Consider the following 4,242-nt stretch of genomic DNA (forward strand, 5'->3'; position numbering starts at 1 on the left):
ACCCGACAACCCACGCACCACACCACGCCCCGCACCCACCACCCACTCCCGCTCAACCACCCCCAACATCGACACCTCACCCAACACCCGCCCCGACCCCCCAGCCACCAACGCACCCGCCAACCCCAGCCAATGCCCCGCCATCCGCCCGACCGTCCCCGCATCGAACAGATCCGTGCCGTACTCGATCGCGCCCTGCAACTCCCCTTCCCGCTCCTCGAATTCGAGCATGAAGTCGAACGGAAGGGCGTCCCGGGACACACTCATCGGCTCAGTACGGAGCCCGGCGAACACTGGCGCAGCACTCGTGGAACTCTGGAGCACCACCATGGCCTGGACCAGCGGCATTCGGCTGGGATCGCGCTCGGGGGCGAGTGCCTCCACCACACGGTCGAACGGGACCTCCTGGTGGTCGAACGCCTCCAGGACCGTCCCCTTCACCGATGCCAGGAAGTCACCGACCGTCGCCGACGGATCCGCATGGGAGCGCAGGACCAGCGTGTTGACGAAGAAGCCGACCAGGTTCTCCAGCTCCGCGCGGTCGCGGCCGGACGTCGCGGTCCCGAGTGCGATGTCGTCCTGGCCGCTGTAGCGCGCGAGCAGCAGCTGAGTGACCGCCGTGAGCGTCACGAACAAGCTCGCGCCGTGTTCCCGGCCGAGACGCGCCAGCCCGGCGGCCAGCTCCTGCGGGATGTCGAACGCGTGCACCGCGCCCGCCCCGCTCCGTACCGTAGGTCTGGGGCGGTCCGTCGGCAGTTCCAGCGGCTGGAGGCCGTCGAGCCGCTGCCGCCAGTACTCCAGTCCGCCCTGGAGCTCCGTCTCGGTCAGCCGGTCGTGCTGCCAGGCCGCGAAGTCGGCGTACTGCACCGGCAGCGCGGGCAGTTCGGCGGCATCGCGCCCGTTGAGCGCGGCGGCGTAGCACGCGCCCAGTTCCCCGGTGAGGATGTCGAGCGAGCGGCCGTCACTGATGATGTGATGCATCGAGAGCAGGAGCGCGTGGTCGTCGTCGCCGAGCCGCACCAGCAGGACCCGGAACAGCGGCCCGACTCGCAGGTCGAACGGCGTGAGCAACCGCTCCCGCAGGACCCGGTCCGCCGCCGCGTCCCGTGCCGCCGGGTCGGCGTACGCGGACAGGTCGAGGTGTTCGACCTGAACGGTCATCGAAGGGTGTACGACCTGAATCGCGCGGCCGTCCACCGCGTCGAAGGTCGTACGGAGCCCCTCATGACGCTCCACGATCTGTTCGACGGCCCATGTCAGGGCCTGCCGGTCCAGCGCCCCCGTCATCCGCAGGGCGAGACCCGAGTTGTACTCCACCCCGCCCGGCCGGAACTCCTCCAGGAACCACAGCCGCCGCTGCGCGAACGACGCCGGCAGCTCGGCCGTACGGTCCACGGGCGCGATGGCATCGGTGACCACGGCGTGACCCGCCATACGCGCCCGAAGGAGCGCCCGCATGTGCTCCGGCAGCGCGCTGATCCGGCTTTCACGGGAGGGTGGCGTGCTCATCTCGCATCTCCTTGTGACACAAAGAACGGCGTTCGGCGGGGAGGTGGGGCGGAAGGACGGAACGAAGGCGTGAGGTGTGCGCGGGTGGGGCGCGTACGTCAGCCCCGGCTCACGCTCCGCAGCGCGGCGATGAAGTCCTCCGCCAGCGCGGTCACGGTCGCTTCCCGGTGCACCGAGGTGGAGTAGAACCAGGTGACGACGAACCTTCCCTCGTCCACAACGGCGACGACATCGATCAGATGGTTGCGTTCCTGCTGAGGGCCGTGTTCCTGGCCGTCCGTGGCCAGCGAGGTGCTGAGCAGGCCGCCTTCGGCCGCCCCTGCCCCCGTACCACCCGCACTGCCCGTACCGCCCGCACCGCCGGTACCGAACTGCCCCAGGTAGTTGAAACTGATCCGGGGGTCCGGGTCGCCGGCCAGTTCGCCGCTGAGGTAGCGCAGCGCGCCGTAGCCGACGCCCCGGTCCGGAACGGCCCTGAGCTGCCGCTTCACCGACTTCATCGTGGCCGGCCAGTCATCGGTCTCCGGCAGTTCGAGCGCGACGGGATAGATGGACGTGAACCAGCCGACGGTACGGGTCAGGTCGATGCCGTCGAACAACTCCTCGCGGCCGTGCCCCTCCAGATTGACCGCGACCCGGTCATGACCTGTCCAGGTACGGAGCGTGCGCGCCAGGGCCGCCAGCAGTACGTCATTGATCTGCGTCCGGAACCGGCCCGGTACCTGGTGCAGCAGGGCGTGGGTGTCGTCCACATCGAGGTACGCCATGACGGCGGCCTGATCCGCGACCTTGTTGCCGCCGTCCGGTGTGTCCATCGGGAGCCCCGTGTCGGCCGTGCTCGTGACCGACCGCCAGTACTCCAGCTGGCCGCCGAACCCACCGTCCCGTACGTGTGTGTTGTACCGGTCGGCCCATGCGCGTACCGACGTCGACTTGGGCCCGAGATCCGTCGCGGCGACCGAGACGGCCTGGTCATAGGCCGTGGCGAGGTCACTCAGCAGGATGCGCCAGGACACTCCGTCGATCACCAGGTGGTGTGCGGTGATCAGCAGACGTGCCGGACCACCGCCCTCGTACGGCGCGCCGACCACAACACGGAAGAGGGGACCGCGTTCGAGGTCGAGCCCTGACTGCGTACGGACGACGAGTGCGCGCCACTGCGCGTCGGTGTCGGGGACAGCACCGTCGGGGACACCGGCGAGATCGTGCACGCTGAAGACCGAATTGACATCCAGGGCCGATGTGATGTGCCCGGTCCAGGTTCCCTCGGGGGTACGGGTGAACGTGCTGCGCAGCGCGTCGTGCTGGGACAGCAGCGCGCCGACGGCGATCCGCAGGGCGTCGAGGTCGACATCCTCGGGCAGTTGGAACGTGGTGGACATGTTGAAGTGCTCCGGCGCGACCGGGTGCGTGTCGAAATACCACTCGCGTACGGGAGTTGGCGCCACAGGACCCGAGACAAGCCCTTGCTGGGCCGGCCCGGCATCGTCAGTCCCCTGGTCGGCCTCGGTGAGGCCGGTGGCGAGGGTGGAGATGGTGGGGTGGAGGAAGACGTCGCGGGAGGAGAGAGCGAGTCCCGCGCGGCGGGCGCGGGAGACGACCTGGAGGCTGATGATGGAGTCGCCACCGAGGTCGAAGAAGTTGTCCTCGATCCCGACCCGCTCAATTCCGAGCACCTCCGCCCACACTCCGCACAGGATCTGTTCGGTCTCCGTACGCGGAGCCGTATAGGCCGCATCCACCGACGCGAACTCGGGCGCGGGCAGGGAACGGCGGTCGAGCTTGCCGTTGGCGTTCAGGGGCAGAGCGTCCAGTACGACGAAGGCCGCCGGGACCATGTACTCGGGCAGAGCCGAGGCCACATGCTCACGCACCGCCTCCAGCTCCAGAGCCGCATCCCCGTCTGCCACCAGGTAGGCGGCCAGGCGCTTCACACCCGGACGATCCTCCCTCGCCACCACCACCGACTGAGCCACGGACGCGTGGGACGTCAACACGCTCTCGATCTCACCGAGTTCGATACGGAACCCCCGCACCTTGACCTGGTCATCACCGCGACCCGCGTACTCCAACACCCCATCCGCACGCCACCGCACCACATCACCCGTGCGATACAACCGGCCACCCGACCGGAACGGGTCCGCCACAAACCGCTCCGACGTCAGCCCGGAACGCCCGTGATACCCACGCGCCAGACCACCACCGAGATACAGCTCACCCCAGACACCGACCGGAGCAGGAGACAGTCCACCGTCAAGTACATACGTGGCCTTGCCCGCCACCGGGCGACCGATCGGCACCATCGGTCCGTCAGAAGCCGGATCGGTGTCGGAGAACCAGCCCGTCGCATAGACCGTCGCCTCAGTCGGACCATAGATATTGGCCACGACCGCACCCGGCATCGCCTGACGGGTCTGCTCCAGCAGACCGGCCGGGAACGCCTCACCCGCCAGCACCACCAGATCCGCCGAGACATCCCTCTCCTGCCCCAACACCCCCGCGAAGGCCGACGGCACCGCCGAGACCAGCGACCCCGACCACGACTCCCGCTCCGTCAACGCCAGCACATCCCGAACCACCTCCACCGTCCCACCAGCCGCCAACGTCCCGAACAACTCGAAGACCGACACATCGAAGTTCAGCGACGTCGAGAACAGCGTCCGCGAGAAGCGTCCCTCCCCCAGCCCCACCGCCCAGCGCACCAGCCCGGCCATCGCCCCATGCGGCACCACC

General features: G+C 68.9%; 2 protein-coding genes. Both read right to left on the bottom strand.

All coding sequences use genetic code 11. From position 1 onward, the window contains the following. Nucleotides 1–1,509, bottom strand: a 1,509-nt coding sequence (locus tag IF11_RS0135885) for a condensation domain-containing protein (protein WP_030356001.1), incomplete at its 3' end; no start/stop codon positions are given. 98 nt (nucleotides 1,510–1,607) lie between these two features. Next, on the bottom strand, nucleotides 1,608–4,242 hold a 2,635-nt coding region (locus tag IF11_RS0135890; protein WP_157848486.1), incomplete at its 5' end, for a condensation domain-containing protein.

It is taken from the genome of Streptomyces scopuliridis RB72 (assembly GCF_000718095.1).
Classification (GTDB): Bacteria; Actinomycetota; Actinomycetes; order Streptomycetales; family Streptomycetaceae; genus Streptomyces; species Streptomyces scopuliridis.